General features: G+C 61.8%; 17 protein-coding genes. 5 read left to right on the top strand and 12 right to left on the bottom strand.

Annotated elements, in window-relative coordinates; translation table 11 throughout:
- Nucleotides 1–7 precede the first annotated feature (7 nt).
- Together M1D88_RS02385 and M1D88_RS02380 are read right to left on the bottom strand one after the other, a co-directional pair.
- Nucleotides 8–766 carry a GAF and ANTAR domain-containing protein gene (locus tag M1D88_RS02385; RefSeq protein WP_458114610.1) on the bottom strand — a complete coding sequence of 253 codons (759 nt, stop codon included), beginning with the start codon at nt 764–766 and terminating at the stop codon, nt 8–10.
- 98 nt (nt 767–864) lie between these two features.
- Nucleotides 865–1596 carry a GAF and ANTAR domain-containing protein gene (locus tag M1D88_RS02380; protein WP_458113023.1) on the bottom strand — a complete coding sequence of 244 codons (732 nt, stop codon included), beginning with the start codon at nt 1594–1596 and terminating at the stop codon, nt 865–867.
- Nucleotides 1597–1842: 246 nt separating this feature from the next.
- Between M1D88_RS02380 and M1D88_RS02375 the strand changes: the two genes are divergently transcribed.
- Nucleotides 1843–2067, top strand: coding sequence for a hypothetical protein (locus M1D88_RS02375; RefSeq protein ID WP_458113022.1), 225 nt, complete (start codon nt 1843–1845; stop codon nt 2065–2067).
- A 419-nt stretch (nt 2068–2486) separates the two neighbouring features.
- On the opposite strand, the gene M1D88_RS02370 is transcribed toward M1D88_RS02375, so the two are convergent.
- From M1D88_RS02370 to M1D88_RS02360, 3 genes are read right to left on the bottom strand one after another with little or no spacing between them, the layout of a single operon-like run.
- Nucleotides 2487–2798, bottom strand: coding sequence for an AzlD domain-containing protein (locus tag M1D88_RS02370; protein ID WP_458113021.1), 312 nt, complete (start codon nt 2796–2798; stop codon nt 2487–2489).
- Nucleotides 2795–3586, bottom strand: coding sequence for an AzlC family ABC transporter permease (locus M1D88_RS02365; protein WP_458113020.1), 792 nt, complete (start codon nt 3584–3586; stop codon nt 2795–2797). Before M1D88_RS02365 ends, M1D88_RS02370 begins: the two co-directional genes overlap by 4 nt.
- An 18-nt stretch (nt 3587–3604) precedes the next feature.
- Nucleotides 3605–4480, bottom strand: a complete 876-nt coding sequence (locus M1D88_RS02360; protein WP_458113019.1) for a glycerophosphodiester phosphodiesterase — start codon at nt 4478–4480, stop codon at nt 3605–3607.
- Between the two features lie 50 nt (nt 4481–4530).
- Here M1D88_RS02360 and M1D88_RS02355 point away from each other — a divergent pair, with 50 nt between their 5' ends.
- Nucleotides 4531–5847: a DUF445 domain-containing protein gene (locus tag M1D88_RS02355; protein ID WP_458113018.1), complete on the top strand. Its 1317-nt coding sequence runs from the start codon at nt 4531–4533 to the stop codon at nt 5845–5847.
- Nucleotides 5848–5867: 20 nt separating this feature from the next.
- Here the strand turns inward: M1D88_RS02355 and M1D88_RS02350 are convergent, their stop codons facing one another.
- Nucleotides 5868–6089 (bottom strand): hypothetical protein, encoded by a 222-nt coding sequence (locus M1D88_RS02350; protein WP_458113017.1) that lies wholly within the window; start codon nt 6087–6089, stop codon nt 5868–5870.
- A gap of 64 nt (nt 6090–6153) precedes the next feature.
- Between M1D88_RS02350 and M1D88_RS02345 the strand changes: the two genes are divergently transcribed.
- Complete coding sequence (locus tag M1D88_RS02345; protein ID WP_458113016.1) at nt 6154–7179, top strand: SDR family oxidoreductase; 1026 nt, start codon at nt 6154–6156, stop codon at nt 7177–7179.
- Here the strand turns inward: M1D88_RS02345 and M1D88_RS02340 are convergent.
- The 3 genes from M1D88_RS02340 to M1D88_RS02330 all read right to left on the bottom strand — a co-directional run bounded on the left by M1D88_RS02340 (nt 7146) and on the right by M1D88_RS02330 (nt 9425).
- Nucleotides 7146–7895 carry a LamB/YcsF family protein gene (locus M1D88_RS02340; protein ID WP_458113015.1) on the bottom strand — a complete coding sequence of 250 codons (750 nt, stop codon included), beginning with the start codon at nt 7893–7895 and terminating at the stop codon, nt 7146–7148. The two genes, M1D88_RS02345 and M1D88_RS02340, sit on opposite strands and share 34 nt — an antisense overlap.
- Nucleotides 7885–8742: a hypothetical protein gene (locus M1D88_RS02335; protein ID WP_458114609.1), complete on the bottom strand. Its 858-nt coding sequence runs from the start codon at nt 8740–8742 to the stop codon at nt 7885–7887. Before M1D88_RS02335 ends, M1D88_RS02340 begins: the two co-directional genes overlap by 11 nt.
- A 128-nt stretch (nt 8743–8870) precedes the next feature.
- Entirely contained in the window at nt 8871–9425 is a 555-nt protein-coding gene (locus M1D88_RS02330; RefSeq protein ID WP_458113014.1) for a hypothetical protein, read from the bottom strand.
- Nucleotides 9426–9581: 156 nt separating this feature from the next.
- On the opposite strand from M1D88_RS02330, the gene M1D88_RS02325 reads away from it, so the two are divergent.
- On the top strand, nt 9582–10898 hold the full coding sequence (locus M1D88_RS02325; RefSeq protein ID WP_458113013.1) for an MFS transporter: 1317 nt from the start codon (nt 9582–9584) through the stop codon (nt 10896–10898).
- A gap of 41 nt (nt 10899–10939) precedes the next feature.
- Here M1D88_RS02325 and M1D88_RS02320 read toward each other — a convergent pair whose 3' ends face one another.
- Together M1D88_RS02320 and M1D88_RS02315 are read right to left on the bottom strand one after the other, a co-directional pair.
- Entirely contained in the window at nt 10940–13297 is a 2358-nt protein-coding gene (locus tag M1D88_RS02320; RefSeq protein WP_458113012.1) for a glycoside hydrolase family 65 protein, read from the bottom strand.
- A gap of 57 nt (nt 13298–13354) precedes the next feature.
- On the bottom strand, nt 13355–14101 hold the full coding sequence (locus M1D88_RS02315) for an HAD family hydrolase (RefSeq protein ID WP_458113011.1): 747 nt from the start codon (nt 14099–14101) through the stop codon (nt 13355–13357).
- A gap of 273 nt (nt 14102–14374) precedes the next feature.
- Between M1D88_RS02315 and M1D88_RS02310 the strand changes: the two genes are divergently transcribed.
- Nucleotides 14375–14752, top strand: a complete 378-nt coding sequence (locus M1D88_RS02310; RefSeq protein ID WP_458113010.1) for a DUF7793 family protein — start codon at nt 14375–14377, stop codon at nt 14750–14752.
- Nucleotides 14753–14774: 22 nt separating this feature from the next.
- Here the strand turns inward: M1D88_RS02310 and M1D88_RS02305 are convergent, their stop codons facing one another.
- On the bottom strand, nt 14775–15392 hold the full coding sequence (locus M1D88_RS02305; protein WP_458113009.1) for an alpha/beta hydrolase: 618 nt from the start codon (nt 15390–15392) through the stop codon (nt 14775–14777).
- Nucleotides 15393–15461: the final 69 nt, after the last annotated feature.

Raw genomic sequence — 15461 nt, 5'->3', positions numbered from 1 at the left:
CCCCCGATCACCTGCCGGCTATGCGGGTGGAAGAAACCAGTTCCGCTGAAATCTCGCGCAATGGTTTCCGGTCCCGCCGCGATTCTGTCAGCAGCTGCTGCATGGCAGAGGCCTCATCCATCCCATACCTCGCCATAAGGACCCCTCTGGCCGCCGCAATCATTTCGCGCCCCGCCAAGGCATCCTGCAGCATCTCGCTGAGGCTCTGAGCGCTTTCCCGGGCCTGGACGTTGATGATGAAGATGGAGGCCTGTGCGGCAAAAAGTTCCATCAGCTCCACGCTTGACGCGTCGAAGGTGCTCGCCTCACGGGCGTAAACCTTCACAGCGCCAAGGACCGAATCACCCGCAAGCAGAGGCGTACTGACTACGGACGCCAGCCCAAGCTCAGCAGCGGCTTCCAGCCAGTCCGGCCATCGCGTATCCGTGCGGACATTCTCAACCAGCACCGGCTTCCCGGTGGCCCATGCCTGAAGACAGGGACCCTCTTCCACAATGTACTGCGCGTTATCGGCTGCCTCCACCAAAGGATCAGAGGCCGCGGCGGTCCGCTTCCGTCCGGCGGCGTCCACCAGGGTGACACCGGCACCCACTGCGCCAGGTATTGCAGCCTGGGCTGCGGCAGTAATGAGTTCGAGGGCACGGGAAACCGTCTCCTCGGTAAGGAGAAGATCATTTGCCCTCGCGAAAACGGCGGCAAGCTCGTCGGCAAGTGGAAGACCTACCACCATGACTGCCTCGATTGCACCAACCCCGCCACCTTCCATCTCTCCCAAGCCCACTTCCAGCATATCCCCGTACCGAAGCCGGAGCGCCGGATGACTGCGCCTTGTTTGCAGGGCTGCCGTAAGCCTGCGGCAGCCCGTCAGAAGTCAAAGTGCGTGCTGTTATCGCCTGACAGTGAGGTGTCGTAGTTCCGCAGGATCTCCTCGGCAACAACCCGGAGCTTGACGTTCCGGTTATTGGAAACCCTGGTCAGGATTGATATTGCCTCGGCTTGTGTGCACCGGCTTTGGCCCATGACGATACCGGACGCCAGATTGATGCTGGTCCGGGACTTCATGGCGGCCAGGACATCATCCCTGAGCTCCTGCGAGGCACCTATCCTGACGGCCAGCCTGAGCGCTTTCCCCCCTTGGCAGGCATAGGTCTGGCACTGGCGGATGATCTCCTCAGTAAAGGCATCCGCTTCCGGGGCGAAGAAACTCAAAGAGGCAGTGGCCCCGTGCTCGAGCGCCAACGGGACCCCGAGGATACTCAGCTGGCCGCGATCAGCGACCAGCTGGTTGTAGCGGCCCCACCGTGTGTCTGTCCTGGTATCACGTACCACCACGACAGTGGACTCCCGCACAGCCTGGAGGCACGGGCCGTCCCCGAAGGCCTGCTGGATCTCGTCCAGTTGACGTGCCTCCGGGCAGCTGCCGGCCACCGTCACGGACTTACGCATACGGGTAAGGGCTACTGCACAGCTGACGGGAAATCCTGCTGCTTCGGTAATGGATGCCGCAGAAAGCACGGACATCTCCTGCAGGAAAGCGCCGACGTCGTTGCTGTCCAGGACGAGGTCCTGCAGGCGCTGGAAAAAAATCTGATCCACTTCAACCCCCTTATGGAATGGATCCAAACTCAGAAAAAGAAACATGCTGTTGTGGGTCGCGCCACATTTCAATAGACTTTTTGTGGGTTACGCAGTCAGCCCCAGATCCTCGGTATTGGAGCTAGTAATGTCCGTGCAACTGCAACGCGATCTCCAGCCCGACTGCTTCCGCCTGGAATTTCCACGTTTGGCAGCCCGGCGACTCAGCGCCCCAACCTCTTCGCTACGGCTCACGGCGGCGACATCATGAACCGCCCCCAGCTGATCCACTACATCAATGACTCCCGGGATCCCGGGGTTGTCCTCTCCGAAGCTACGGTGAGGGAACTCGAGCAATTGGTGGACGCCCTGTACCGGAACCTTGACACACCCGAACCTGAGTTCGGCGCCCAAGTCTGGTACGAGCTCGCTTCCGAAGAGCTGGAACGCCGGAAGGATCGGAAGTTTCCTGACGCCTATGGTGCCGCCTGAAACAAGACTCACTGAGCCGTGACCGTCAAAATTGTGGTCACCTGAACTCAGGGGCGCGATGGGCCATCCTGTCATTCGGAAGGTCCGTCTTGTGCCCCGGCAGGTTTATCCTGCGCTTCCTTCAAGTGCTGCTGCAGCTTCTCTTCGGAGTCCCGTCGACGGCGGGACACATCCTGTAAGTCACGGTTGGATTCGGATCCCGTCATGGGCGGAGAAGGCCGTGGCTGCGCGCGCGTATCGTCATCGTCCCGCGCTTCAGCCGGGACGTTTTCTTCAGTCATTCTCGAATACTGGCATATTTCAAGTTTCGCCGGATAGGGCCTTAGGGCCGTAGAAAAGAGCGGCATTCTCCCCCGCGCCTTCATCAAGCCCTTCATCGGAGGCGGGAACGGCCCCAAATGGCCCGTTGAAGGCTCGAGTTAATTCCAGCCCAGGAGCCTTAGCCCTGCTGCAGCCGCAGCACCGGCCAGGACCACTACGAGAAACGGCGCCCTGAGGCAGAGCGCTATTGCTGCGGCGGCGAGCGCTCCGACTCGGGCGTCGAGGGTCACTGATTGACCTGCTGCCACCGTGTTGACGATGGTCAGGGACGCCAGAAGTCCGATGGTCATTGTGCCGGCGATCCTCGACATACGCGGGTTCCTGAGCAGGCTGGCCGGAACAAAGTAGCCAGTTAGCTTCCATAAATACCCCAGGAGGCAGGAGACCAGAAGCCAGATCCAGAGGCTCATCGCGCACCTTCCTCAGGAGCAGTCTTCTGCCCTGGTGCCGTGGCTTCATGCCGGGGGTGACTGTGAAGGTGGTGATGATGGCGTTCGGCATAGGGATCCACGTCCGGCTCCATGCCCTCGTCGCTGCGACCATGGCTGAACCAGCCAATCGCTGATGCGACCACCGCCGCGATCAGAATCGGCACCCCTGACGGCACCAGAGGAACCGCGAGCACGGTGGCGAGAGCGCAAACAGCAGCGATGGCAACCGGCTCCCGGCCTTTGAGCCGTGGCCACAGCAGACCCAGGAAGGCGGCCACGGCTGCGCCGTCGAGGCCCCATTGCTTCGGGTCGCCAAGGGCGCTTCCGGCGAGGGCTCCTACCGCTGTAAAGATGTTCCAGAGGACATAGATGCCAATCCCCGCCGTCCAAAATCCACGCTGCTGCTCAGCAGGATCGGTCTGGCCGGTACTGGTCGCTGTGGATTCATCAATGGTGATGTGCGCTGCTACGTACTTCCGCCATCCGCTTGGCCGAAGCAAGGCGTTGAGCTGCATCCCATAGATGCCGTTTCGCATACCCAACAGGGTGGCGGCACTCATGGCGGCAATCCCGGTCCCACCGCCTGCAACAACACCGATGAACGCGAACTGCGAGCCGCCGCTGAACAAGAGCAAGCTGAGTGCCATGGTCTGGAAAAAGTCCAGGCCGGAAGACACGGACAGTGCACCAAAAGAGATGCCGTAAAGGCCTGTGGCGATGCTGATGGAAATGCCCACGCGCACAGCCGGGGACTTAAGGAGGGTCATGCTCTAAATATCCGTTTCCTAAAGCTGTGCCAAAACCTGCGCAGGCCGGTTGGTGGTGATTTCGTGAATCCCCAGCCCTTGGCAAAGCGCCACATCATTTTCTGAGTCCACCGTCCACACCCTGAAACGGCGGCCCGATTCAAGCCAGCGCTGCACTGCCCTGGCGTGCTGACGGACGTAATCGATCCCCGGACCCGCCATGCCTACTTCACCCTCGTCGAGAATTCTCTCCCCTTCGAGCTGGGCTGCCTTCATGACGTTGGCGACTGCCCCGCCGGTGAACGGGCCAAGTCCCAGTTCTTCGCGGATCTCTTCAACGTTGATGTCATCCACCAATTGGCAAATGTAGTCACCGGGTACGGATTTCCGCAGATGTCTCACGGAGTCGGGGCTGAAGCTCATGAAGGATACGGAAACGTTGTCCACCGCGGAAGAGCGCGAATCCCATCCCTCGGCCCTGAGCACTTCAAGCACCCGGTCCTCGAGCTTCAGCTGATAAGGGCTCGGGTGCTTGAGCTCAATGGCCAAGCCGATGGGCCTGGCCGCTGCGCGGAGGATATCCAACAACTCGGGCAGGGTCAGGAACTGTTCTGACCTGGCACCGTACTCGGTGGGAATTCTGGCGCCCTTCCAGGAGGAAAAATCCAAGAGCCTGAGCTCGTCCAGGGTCCGTTCCGCCACGGGCCCGGTGCCGTCGGAGGTACGGTCCAGGTTTGCGTCGTGCAGCAGGACAACGTGCTGGTCCTTTGTGAGGTGGACGTCGCACTCCACACCGTCGGCACCTTCGGCAATAGCCCGCAGGTACGCCGCGCGGGTGTGCTCGGCGAAAGCGGCACTCGAGCCGCGATGGGCATAGACCAGGGGACGAACGGGTCTGGACTCGTCGATTGTCATGCTGCCACGTTATCCGACACCTGTTAAAGATGCGGCGCTAGGCTGGGCACATGCAGGTGAATACTGAGGCAACCACCGTTCCGACCGCTCCCGGACGCGTATCCAACACCGAAACCGAGGCGGCAACCGGTGACGCCATCAAGGCTGCTGCCCTCCGCAGGATGAAACTGCTCGCATTGGCGATGCTCATTGCCATGGCCGTTATCTTCGTCTTTGCGTTCGCCCTGCAGGAGGAATATCCGTGGCTGCAGTATGTTCGCGCGGCTGCTGAGGGCGGAATGGTGGGTGCGCTTGCTGACTGGTTCGCGGTAACTGCCCTGTTCAAGTACCCCATGGGTATCAGGATCCCGCACACGGCTATCATTCCCCGGAGGAAGGACCAGATCGGCGCCTCGCTCGGTGAGTTCGTCGAGACCAACTTCCTGTCCGAGCAGGTGGTGCAGGAGAAGCTTGCCAGCGTGGATGTCGCGAGGAAGGCGGGCTCCTGGTTGGCTGGCCCGGGCGGTGCCGAACGAGTCGCGAAGGAGGGTGCCGCCGTCATCCGCGGGGCGTTCAAGGTTCTGAATGACGACGACGTCCAGGCAGTAATTGAAGGCATGGTCCGGAAGCACCTGCTGGCGCCGCCGTGGGGACCGCCCGTAGGACGGCTCGCCGAGCGGATTTTCGCCGACGGCCACCACCATACCCTCGTGGACCTTCTGGTGGACAGGACCGTGGATTGGGTAGCGCAGAACCATGAGACGGTGACCAGGCTGGTCTCACAGCGCTCCCCGCAATGGGTGCCGCAGTTCGTGGACGGGCTGGTGGGCGACAAGGTGTATGTGGAGGTGTTGAAGTTCGTCCGGGCAGTGCAAACGGATCAGCAGCACCAGGTAAGGAAGTCGATCGATACCTATCTCAACGACCTTGCGCAGGACCTCCAGCATGATCCCGTGATGATCGCCCGGGCAGAAGGGATCAAGGCCCAGGTGCTCGGCGATCCCGAAGTCCGCGAGCTTGCTTCCCGCACGTGGGGCACGGTGAAGCGGGCGCTGCTCGACGCCGTCGACGATCCCCGCAGCGAACTGACCATCAAGTTCAAGGCCGCCGTTCGGGACTTCGGTTCCCGCCTGGTGGACGACGACGAGCTGGCGGGCAAGGTGAACGCGTGGATCGGTGACGCTGCCGGCTACCTTGTGAAGACTTACCGCTCGGATATTGCCGCGGTCATCACAGACACCGTAGCCCGCTGGGATGCGGAAGAGACTTCACGCAAGATCGAACTGCAGGTGGGCAAGGACCTGCAGTTCATCCGGATCAACGGCACAGTGGTGGGCGCGTTGGCCGGCTGCGGGATCTTCACTGTGGCCCACCTGATCTTCGGCTGATGCTTTGCCTGAGCTCCTGTTCACGGTGGGGCACGGAACTGCTTCCCAAAAGCGAGACCCTGTGGTGGAGGTGCCACCGGCGACTGATCGCCGATCATTGCGTCCTGCTCGACGGCGTCGGGGTTAACCACCTCATGCCTTCCGGAAAACGCGTGCCGCACCAACCCACCGAGGGGGTCCGGGTTCTGGGACAGGACCTGGTGTACGACGTCGTTGTTCCCGGCGGCATTTCTGGGTAGCATCTAGAAACTAAGCTTGCTTAGTTTTAGCCAAATGCTTGAGCTCTGATGAACTTGGGAGACCAAGATGCGGACAAGAGATTCTGTTGTTGTCATCACAGGCGCATCCAGCGGAATTGGCCGCGCCACAGCCCTCGCCTTTGCCCGGAAGAAGGCCCGCCTGGTCCTCGCTGCACGGCGTTCGGAGGCGCTTGATTCTGTGGCCGGAGAGTGCCGGAAGCTTGGCGCCAAGGCAGTGGCTGTGCCAACCGACGTCTCCGATGCTGCGGCCATGGACAAGTTGGCTGCCCGCGCCATAGAGGCGTTCGGACGGATCGACGTCTGGGTCAACAATGCCGCCGTGGCTGCGTTCGGACGCTTCCAGGACGTCCCCCTCCGGGATTTCGAACGAGTGCTGGAAGTGAACGTTATGGGCTACGTGCATGGGGCCCGGGCGGCGCTCCCTCACTTCCGGATGCAGGGATCCGGAGTCCTCATCAACGTCTCTTCGGTCGTCGCTGCCATCGCACAGCCCTACGCAGCGGCGTACTCCATCTCCAAGGCAGCCGTCCGGGCCCTGGGCGTTAGCCTGCGTGCCGAACTCATCCTGGACAGACTTCCCGACGTCCATGTTTGTACCGTCCTGCCCGCAGCGATCGACACCCCTATTTTCCAGCAGGCCGCAAATTACACGGGCCACAGAGTGAAGGCATTGCCACCCGTCCACACTCCGCAAAGGGTGGCCCGTACCGTTGTAAAGTTGGCACGGAAACCCCGCCGGGAGGCTGTGGTGGGTACAATCGGGCGCTTCATGCTGCTCCAGTTCAAGCTGACGCCGGGGACGATGGAAGCCGTGATGGCAAGGCAGGTGGACAGAACACAACTGTCCCGCAGACACGCTGCTGGCGCCTCGTCGGGAAACCTTTACCGCCCGTCAGCGGTGAAGCGAACAGCCAGAGTGGAAGGTGGGTGGCATGGTCGCAGCCGGACAGCCCGACGTCGGCTTGTGGCTCTCACGCTGCTGGCAGGAGCAGGGAAGGTCCTCAGGAAACGTCAAGCCGCTGCCCGGGACCTGGACGTTCAGGCGAAGGCGTCAAGCTCCACGCCGACTTGAAGCAAGGCCTCCCGCACAGCGGAAGCTGTCCTCGTTGAGTTCCGAACGTCCGCCGAGAGATAAAGCGAATCGGCACGAAGGCGCAGCAAGCTTCCATCAGCTGCCTCCACCTCGCCTTTCAGCGCAAGGCGGACCGCCCGCTCTACAATCTGTTCCTCATCGACGAGTACTGCTCCATCCTCGTCCCGCCTCATGGGCCGGCCGTCGGGAAGGTACACCCGGTCGATATACGCCTCGTGGAATACGGGCTGACCCCCTTCTGCGGCCAACGTCAGCAGGGCAGAGTCCGGCACGCCCAGCACAGGAAGCCCGGGATCATAGGCTTGGATCGCAGCGATTACAGCGGAGGCCTGCTCGGCGTCGTGCAGGGTGCGGGCAAAGAGGGCGCCGTGGAGCTTGACGTAGTCCACTGACGCACCGACAGCATGGGCCACTCCGTCCAGGGCGCCAAGCTGGTAAAGCACATCACCAAAAAGCTCATCAAAGGACACGTCCAGGAAACGACGTCCGTAGCCTTGCAGGTCGCGGTAGCCCAGATGCGCACCGACGGTGACATCCAGTTCGACTGCGGCGCGGCATGTGTCCAGCATGGTCACGGGGTCTCCGGCGTGCAGCCCGCAGGCGACGTTGGCGCTGGTCAGCAGAGGGATAAGCGCGGTGTCATTCCCGGCTGCCCATGGGCCAAATGATTGCCCTAAATCGGCGTTAAGATCCAAGAGTTTCGCCTTCCTGAACAGGGTTCCCCTGAATCATGTTTCCCCGTTCCGGGTTTCCCGATGTGAAGTCTCCGGTTGCTGCTCCACCTGTTGGGCCGGCCCTCAGCTCCCCCGGAATTGTATCCGGCATAGGACCAAACGCCTTTTTCGCATTGGCTACAACGGCTCGTCCCATCATGCGGTTGCCCACTCCGCCAACTACAGCGCCCACACCGAACGGCAGGGCTCGTCCCAACAAGGCTGTGCCTTGGCGTTTCAACAGGTTGTGGAGGAAGGCCTTCTGGATGCGCTCACGCACCGTTCCGCCGGAAAACGGGGTGGCGCGGGCAAAAGCGGAACCCCAAGCCTGTGTTGGCCCCCTGCCTTTTCCTGTCGCCTGGCCGCCGAGTGAGCCGAGCAAGGACGTGCCCTCCTCCCCCAGCATGATGGCCATAACCAAGGTGCTTGCCTTCTGCGGGTCCACCATCCGTACACCATGGAGTTCGGCGAGGGAGGTTGCGTACAGTGCCGTTGCCTCCAGGAATCCAACGGTTGCCAGGGCCGATAGCCCCAATGCAGCCACCGTTCCAACTCCTGGAACCACTGCAGAGCCGCCCACCAAGGCGCCGCCCCCTGTAACGGCAGCAATGTAGTCACGCTCAAGTTTGTCCGCCAGCTGTGCTGCGGTGGCGGTCGGATACTTCCGCTGGAGACGCCGGATGTTGGCCAGGACAAGGGGCCGCTGGACCTCAACTGCACGCAAAAGCATGCTGTGGACTCCGGGTTTGGGCTTCCCGCTGGCATCGAAAACCGCGTTCCGTGCTGTCTTCTGCGCAATCTTCATTGCCGGGTTTTGTCGCATGGCCATCATCACCTCATGTGGGATCGGGAACACTTGTCAGTTGTCATATACCCCGCAGAGCGGAAAACTTTCATCCACCACCACCCTAGGCCACCATGGATGTTCCTCGCGGCAATGTCCTCGCCAGCAGCGGACTAGGTCATCCATGATTCCGCCACTGCCATGTAGGCCGACGACGACGGTCCCCGCGGTCCCGAATACGTGACTGGGGCGCCGGGCCACCGGATTCCCAACTCGCTCAACCGGCCGGAGCTGCAGGGCAGGTATACGTTATTGAGCGTCCCGCTTCCGCCGCCAAGCGGAAAGTCGGGGGCTGCAAATTGCCGGCGGTCAAGGACGCCGCTGATTTCAAGTTCGGACCTGCCGCCGATCGCCCGGAAGCCGCGTTCAAGGTCAAGTTCGACGTCGAACTCGTCCTGCGTGTGAGTCAGTTCAGTAAGCGGAAATCTGGCGGCTTCCGGGAAGAAGCGGGTGAATTCAGAGGCCATGGATGCTGCAAAGAATTCGTTGGGTCCATAGCTCCGCCAACCTTGCGTGGTAGCGATCAGCAGGGCCTGTCCAGCACCCCAGCGCGACCAGTCAGCCATCCAAAACGAGGCAAAACAGGTTGCCGGCTCTCCGGGGATATGCACGCCGTTGCCGTCCACGGGATGTAACGCGAGCCCAGGGTTTGCCCCAACAAAGGCCATGGCCCGCCGTGACGATCCCGGCCGAGGAGGCCCCTGCGGGAACGGTCCCGGTACGGACGATCCAGTGGTGCTTTTCCCCGTGCCAAGTGTCCCCATACCGGGAGCCTAACGCGAATTGCTGGAACCCGAGGGGGTGCAGCAGCCTAGAATTGCCCTATGCCTGCCCCTCGAGCCCTGCGTCCGTTTGCGCATCGGGAGTACCGCGTACTGATTGCAGCCCTGGCTGTTTCGATCTTCGGCTCGGGAATGTGGGCCGTAGCCATGGTGTACCAGGTGATCCATCTCGGTGGCGGGCCGTTGGAGCTTTCCTTAGTGGCTGCAGCCGCCGGAGTTGGTTTGGTCGCATTCGTCCTGGCCGGAGGCATTGCAGCGGATCGTCTTCCACAGCGGCTGCTCATCATTGCGGTGGAGGGCACCAATCTCGCCGTCATAGCGGCGGTCACCGGTTTGTCCTTTATGGGCTGGCTGCAACTGTGGCATCTCGCGGCGGGTGCGTTTGTGTTGGGCGTGGGTGCGGCCTTCTTCTTTCCTGCCTACTCGGCCATCCTGCCAAGGATCCTGCCGCCGGAAGATCTCTTGGCCGCTAACGGCATGGAGGGCACCATGCGGCCCATCCTGCAACAGGCGGCAGGCCCGGCGCTGGCAGGAATTATCGTTGCCGAACTTTCTCCATCACATGCCGTCGCCGGAGTTGCCCTCTGCCACGTGACTGCATTTATCGTTCTGAATTTCCTGGGGCAGCATGCACTGGAAGCGCCCGGCCATGACGGCCAGCCCACCCCGGAGCGAGCCAAGACGTCGGTCTTCCATGACCTCCGCGAGGGCGTGAGATACACAGTCCGCACACCCTGGCTGTTGTGGACCCTCCTGTGGGCATGTATTTCGGTACTTTTCCTGATCGGGCCCATCGAAGTGCTGCTGCCGTTCGTGGTGGAGGACCAACTCGGCGGGGACTCAAAAATGTTCGGTTTCCTGCTGGCCATCATGGGGGTAGGAGGCGCAGTGGCCTCCCTGGCCACAGCATCATTTCCACTGCCCAGGCGCTACCTCACTCTGATGATGGTCGCCTGGGGAGCCGGGGCACTGCCGCTGGCCGCCGTCGGGTTCATGGACAGCTTCTGGGCGGTGGCAACTGTCCTGTTCGTGTTCGGCGCGACCGGTGGCGTGGGGATGGTCATCTGGGGAACCCTGCTGCAGCGGCGGGTACCACCACACCTGCTCGGCAGGATCTCGAGCCTGGACTTCTTCGTATCGCTGGCCCTGATGCCCGTGTCCATGGCCCTCGCCGGCCCGGCAGCAGAAGTGGTGCCCATCTGGGTGATCTTCCTGGTGGCCGGAACCGTCTGCCCCGTCATGTCCGTCGTTGCGCTGATCGCGGCCAAGATGCCGGAAGACGAACTTGCCCACCCCCTCGACAGGAGGCGGGCAGTTGTGACCCATCAGGACGCTCGGGACGCTAGCCTCCTCGAATAGAAGCCTTCCGAGGTGAAGATGGTTCCGCCCCAAGCTGGATGCTAGGCGCGCGCCCGTACGATCGGGATGCTCGCCGTCGGAAGTCCGCTGGGGAAGACCGTAGGCTCGGGCACTTCAACCGGCTCAAGTGCCAGGTGCACCGGGTCGGTTCCCACTGTGTGGACTTCGCCCCGGACACTGACGTCTAAAGGTGAACCCTCACGAACGGAAAGGACGATTCCTTCGTGGCTAAGGTCCACATACAGAAGCCTCCCCTGGAGCTTCAGATGGAACGAAAGCCGCTCCCATTCACTGGGCAAGCGGGGATCGAAGAACGGCAAGGCTCCCTGGTCACGCATCCCGGCAAACCCGCACACGAGTGAACTCCAGACCCCGCCGGTGGAGGCGATGTGCACACCGTCGATCGTGTTGCCGTGGGTATCATCCAGATCGATGAACAGGGCATTGGTGAAGTGCTCCAGCGCGGCTTTTCCATAGCCCACTTCTGCGGCCATGATTCCCTGGACACAGGCGGACAGTGTGGAGTCTCCCGTGGTGATGGGGTCGTAGAAATCGAACGCGCGCCGCTTTTCCTCAGCGCTGAAGTCCGCCCACTGCAGGAACATTGCCAGGACCGTGTCCGCCTGCTTCAGCACCTGGTGCCGGTAGATCACCAAGGGATGGAAGTGCAGCAGCAGCGGGTACTTGGAACGGGGAGTGCTCCAGTCCCAGCCCTCCAGGGTCATGAAGTCGTTGTCCTGGGAGTAAACCTGGAGCCGCTCATCGAACGGCAGCTGCATGCGGTCCGCAGCAGCCGCCCAAAGCTGCCGCTCGGCGTCGTCAATCCCCGCGTGGTCCAGTGCTGCAGCAGCGCGCAGGTTGAAGCGCGCCATAACGTTCGTATAGAGGTTGTCATTGACAACTGCCGTGTACTCGTCCGGACCGGTGACACCGTGGATGTGGAACTGCCCGTCCTTCCCAAAGAAGCCAAGGGATACCCACATGCGTGCCGTTTCGATGAGCAGCTCGGCCCCCATGCCCGCTTTGAAGTCCTCATCCCCGCTGGCCCAAAGGTATCTGTTGGTGGCAAACGCAATGGCGGCGGCAATGTGGAACTGGGCGGTTCCTGCAGCGTAGTAGGCGCTGGCCTCCAATCCATTGATGGTCCGCCAGGGGAACAGGGCACCGTCCACGCTGAGTTCCTTGGCCCTGACTTTGGCATCGGGAAGCATTTCGTGACGGAATTCCAGGACTTGGCGGGCGCCATCGGGGTTGGTATATGTCAGGTAAGGCAGGAGGTAAATCTCCTGGTCCCAGAAATAGTGCCCTTCGTAGCCCGAACCGCTTACGCCTTTGGCGGGAATGCCGGCCACGTCGGCACAAGCAGTTGCCTGGGCCAGCTGGAAGAGGCTCCAGCGGATGGCTTGCTGAAGTTCAGGTTGCGCACCCACCACAATGTCCGTTGTGGCCCAGTAATCGGCATAATGCGTCTGGCTCTGGGCGAAAATATCCGCCACCGGCAAGAGCGCCGCCTCCGCGAGCTCGACAGGGTCCTGGGCTGAAGCGTCACCAAGTGAGGGATCCACGGCTCGTGCCACGGCATAGCTGACAGACTTTTCCAACCGGAACGGCCGGTCAGGTCCCACAGCCAGAACGTAGCGGGCATGGCTCTCGTCCGGGCCCACGGGAGTATCGAAGGGCTGGAGCACGGGAGACGTCACGTGATCCACGGCGAGCCCAATCCGTTGGCGCGATTCCGCAGCCTGCCATGACAACCGCAAAGATCCGTCGCCGCCCTCAAGCTGCGCCGGAAGCAGCACGCGCCCGGCGTGCCGGCCGGCACGCCGGGGATCATGCTCGGACTGGTCCTCAACGGGCTGATCCTGGCGGTTGATCACGGAGGACGTTACGTCGGCGGAAATGTATTGGTCTGCGTAAAGCTCCAAAGTGATAGCCATGCAGCCGCGGGACTCAAAACCCACGGCCCTGCGCTCAACCGTTGTGACTACAGCACCGGAGCGGCACAGCCAAGTGACCCGACACTCGTAGACACCGGTCCCGAAGTCCACGCTCCGCTGGTAGTCCTGCACGGCCGATTCGGCCAGGCTCAGGGTCTCGCCGTCAATGATCACTGTGAAGTTGTTGACGTCCGGAATGTAGAGGATCCGCTGGCCTGTACGAGCGAAGCCGAAGGCATTTTCGGCATGCTTGATGTCCCAGATCTCGTGGAACCCGTTGATGAAGCTCCCGGGGAGTTCGGTGTCGGCGGCGGCCCAATGTCCGCCACGGATGCCGAGATGTCCGTTGCCGAGGCAGAAGAGCGTTTCCAGGGTTCCGGCGTTACCGGGTTCGTGGGCAGTTTCGACGAGCCGCCAAGGGTCGTTGGGGAACCGGGAGCGGTCGGAGCTGATGAGTGCCATGGTGTTGGGGGTCCTTTGGCGTGAATACCGTGATTAATCCGGGGAAACTGCGGCGGCCTACACCAGTTCGATAAGGTCGTTAACCACAAAGGTAGCCCCGGCGGCCAGCAAAATCTGCCGCCCGGCACCCCTGTCTACGCCGATGACGGAATGGAACTTTCCGGAGTTGCCGGCCTTCACACCGGAGACCGCATCCTCCACCACAACACACTCCTCACTCGGCAGCCCCAGCAGCCGTGCAGCGTAGTCGTACGTGGCAGGATCCGGCTTGCCCGGCAACCCTTCCGTGGCAGCCACAACGCCGTCTACCACCACAGGGAAGTGGTGCGAAAGCCCCGCTGCTTCCAGCACGGCGGGAGCATTCCGGGAGGAGGAGACGACGGCGAGCTTAAGTCCGCGCGCAAGCGCTGCTTCAATGAAACGCACCGAACCTTCATAGGGCTCCACTCCCGCAGCCACGATTTCGTTGAAGACCAGGTTCTTGCGGTTGCCGAGACCCTGCACAGTTTCGTTGGCGGGGTCGTCGTCGGCGGGCCCTTCGGGAAGCACGATGCTCCGGGAAGCGAGGAAGTCCCGGACGCCGTCGAACCGTGGTTTTCCGTCGATGTGGTCGAAGTAGTCGCTTTCGCGGTATCCCGCGGCGCTGGGCACCGACTCGAGGTAACCGTCGAACAGTTCCTGCCATGCACGCTCGTGGACCACGGCGGTGGGCGTCAGGACGCCGTCGAGATCAAAGAGGATGGCTGAGGCCGTGGTCCAACTGCTGACCTGGGCATTTTGGGCGCTGCTGTGAAGTTTAGGCATGCGGATACTTGTCCTTTCAGACGTGAGGCATGGTGCATTGGGGTGCGCCTTTGGCAGAGGCGTCTTCGCCGCATGGCCGAAGTCGAGTGTAAGCGCTTGCAATTCCGCTTGCAAGTGGTTTTTTTAGTTCCTAAACGCTAAGACAATGATAGGAGGGTAGACGGCACATCAAGGCGGCTTATTACGGCCGGTTCGGCCCCCGGCGAGGCGCCTCCGCGCCGAAGCGCGCGCAGGCACTACCATGGGGCCAGATGCTCACTGGGAGGGAACGGCATGGAACCTATCGTTATCGACGGCGGCAAGGGCACCGTGGCGCTGGGTTCCGACGGGGTGATTCATCTCGTGTGGAAATCCAAGGTCAGTATTGACCGCAGAGACTCTGAGGCCGCGATGGCAATGGTTAACGAGATCAGTGGCGGCTCTGAATATCCCATGCTCGTGGACATGGCCACCACTGAATCGGTGAGCCGCGATGCCCGTGCCGTGTTCTCCATTCCCTGCGCAGCCAACCGGATCGCCTTACTGGGCTCCAGCCCGGTGGATCGTGTGCTGGCGAACTTTTTCCTTGGAATCTACACCCCTCCGTGCCCCACCCGGTTCTTCACCTCCAGGAGCGATGCCATGACCTGGCTCAAGAACACGGACTCCTGAAACCACCTGTGCGGCCGAGCGATCAGCGCAGCACATAGTGGCGAAGGAAAGCGCTGACGTCCACCATCTCCGCCTTGCACATCCCGTGTCCCATACCAGGGTAGGTGCGCGCCGTCAGCTGTGTGTTCCGGTGCAGCCACTCGTCAGTAAACGCAATCGCTTCCTCATTGATGACCAGGTCTGCTTTATCCCTGCCCCAAAAGAAGGGCGGCGGAGAGTCAAAGGATTCACTCATCGACAGGAGTTCGTTGTCCAGGACAAACCCGGAGAGCCCGACGACGGCCCGGTACTCCTGGGGTCGAAGCCGCAACAGCGTACTGGCCATAGCCATCCCTTGCGAATATCCCAGCAGGCTGACACTGGTGTGCTGTCCCTTGACGGTGTTGATCCAGTCCCCCACCTTGTTGGTGACGGCAATGACATCGGCAAAATCATTGGTGAGGAAGTAGTCCAGCAGGAACCAGCCATAATGGTCCCCGATGTCCGTGGGAGCCCGGAGCGCGGCGCACGTGAAATCCTGGGGCAGGTGGGGAAACAGGTTGACCATGCGGGATTCGTCGGTGCCGTAGCCGTGCATCATGACCAGCAGCGGTGTCCCAGCGCGTTCATGTTCGGGCTTGGACCATACGACTGTCTCCATCGGATCAGCCTAGCTTTTTCCGTGGAGTGCCATCGCGGCCGTCGCGACGCGCCGGAGAGGCGGACGTTG

The sequence above is a fragment of the Arthrobacter sp. R1-13 genome, from assembly GCF_054161475.1.
This window is presented reverse-complemented; position numbering and strand designations above follow the sequence as displayed.

Bases quoted from the DNA above. Each gene is read 5' to 3' on its own strand.
- M1D88_RS02345 (WP_458113016.1), top strand. From the start codon at position 6,154: ATGCGGACAAGAGATTCTGTTGTTGTCATCACAGGCGCATCCAGCGGA.
- M1D88_RS02315 (WP_458113011.1), bottom strand. From the start codon at position 14,101: ATGCCTAAACTTCACAGCAGCGCCCAAAATGCCCAGGTCAGCAGTTGG.
- M1D88_RS02375 (WP_458113022.1), top strand. From the start codon at position 1,843: ATGAACCGCCCCCAGCTGATCCACTACATCAATGACTCCCGGGATCCC.
- M1D88_RS02325 (WP_458113013.1), top strand. From the start codon at position 9,582: ATGCCTGCCCCTCGAGCCCTGCGTCCGTTTGCGCATCGGGAGTACCGC.
- M1D88_RS02370 (WP_458113021.1), bottom strand. From the start codon at position 2,798: ATGAGCCTCTGGATCTGGCTTCTGGTCTCCTGCCTCCTGGGGTATTTA.
- M1D88_RS02305 (WP_458113009.1), bottom strand. From the start codon at position 15,392: ATGGAGACAGTCGTATGGTCCAAGCCCGAACATGAACGCGCTGGGACA.
- M1D88_RS02310 (WP_458113010.1), top strand. From the start codon at position 14,375: ATGGAACCTATCGTTATCGACGGCGGCAAGGGCACCGTGGCGCTGGGT.
- M1D88_RS02360 (WP_458113019.1), bottom strand. From the start codon at position 4,480: ATGACAATCGACGAGTCCAGACCCGTTCGTCCCCTGGTCTATGCCCAT.
- M1D88_RS02385 (WP_458114610.1), bottom strand. From the start codon at position 766: ATGGAAGGTGGCGGGGTTGGTGCAATCGAGGCAGTCATGGTGGTAGGT.
- M1D88_RS02335 (WP_458114609.1), bottom strand. From the start codon at position 8,742: ATGGCCATGCGACAAAACCCGGCAATGAAGATTGCGCAGAAGACAGCA.
- M1D88_RS02355 (WP_458113018.1), top strand. From the start codon at position 4,531: ATGCAGGTGAATACTGAGGCAACCACCGTTCCGACCGCTCCCGGACGC.
- M1D88_RS02320 (WP_458113012.1), bottom strand. From the start codon at position 13,297: ATGGCACTCATCAGCTCCGACCGCTCCCGGTTCCCCAACGACCCTTGG.
- M1D88_RS02330 (WP_458113014.1), bottom strand. From the start codon at position 9,425: ATGGCCTTTGTTGGGGCAAACCCTGGGCTCGCGTTACATCCCGTGGAC.
- M1D88_RS02350 (WP_458113017.1), bottom strand. From the start codon at position 6,089: ATGCTACCCAGAAATGCCGCCGGGAACAACGACGTCGTACACCAGGTC.
- M1D88_RS02365 (WP_458113020.1), bottom strand. From the start codon at position 3,586: ATGACCCTCCTTAAGTCCCCGGCTGTGCGCGTGGGCATTTCCATCAGC.